Raw genomic sequence first — 725 nt, forward strand, 5'->3', positions numbered from 1 at the left:
GCGGAGGTGGGCATGGAGCTGATCGAACACATCAACGAGGAAGGGCGGGCCGCGGGCATCAATCCCTTCGAGCATGGCAGCGCCAAGTACACCGACATCATGAAGACCCAGTCCCTCAAGCAGGCGCTGGACAAGTACGGCTTCGATGCCGCCTTCGGCGGGGCGCGCCGGGACGAGGAAGCCTCCCGGGCCAAGGAGCGGGTCTACTCCTTTCGTGACAAGCACCATCGCTGGGACCCCAAGAACCAGCGTCCGGAGCTTTGGAACCTGTACAACGCCCGCATCGACAAGGGCGAATCGATCCGCGTCTTCCCGCTCTCCAACTGGACCGAACTCGACATCTGGCAGTACATCTACCTCGAATCGATCCCCATCGTGCCGCTGTACTACGCCGCGCCGCGTCCGGTGGTCGAGCGCGATGGCATGCAGATCATGGTCGACGACGACCGCCTGCCGCTGGCGGAAGGAGAAGTGCCGGAAGAGAAGTGGGTGCGTTTTCGCACCCTGGGCTGCTACCCGCTGACCGGCGCGGTGGAATCCACCGCCGCCACGCTGCCCGAGATCATCCAGGAGATGCTCCTGACCCGCACCAGTGAACGCAGTGGCCGGGCCATCGATCATGACCAGTCCGGCAGCATGGAACGCAAGAAAAGAGAAGGCTATTTCTAGCCGTCTACGCGACAGATTAAAGGAAAACGCCAATGGCTCACCAATCCAGCCTGATC

General features: G+C 62.2%; 1 protein-coding gene. It reads left to right on the top strand.

Going from position 1 to position 725, the window contains the following annotated elements; genetic code table 11:
- Nucleotides 1-669 (top strand): sulfate adenylyltransferase subunit CysD (gene cysD, locus ACPF7Z_RS19420; protein ID WP_425194880.1); only part of this gene is annotated, 669 nt, incomplete at its 5' end.
- Nucleotides 670-725: the final 56 nt, after the last annotated feature.

This window comes from Halomonas sp. GXIMD04776 (assembly GCF_049808615.1).
GTDB lineage: Bacteria > Pseudomonadota > Gammaproteobacteria > Pseudomonadales > Halomonadaceae > Modicisalibacter.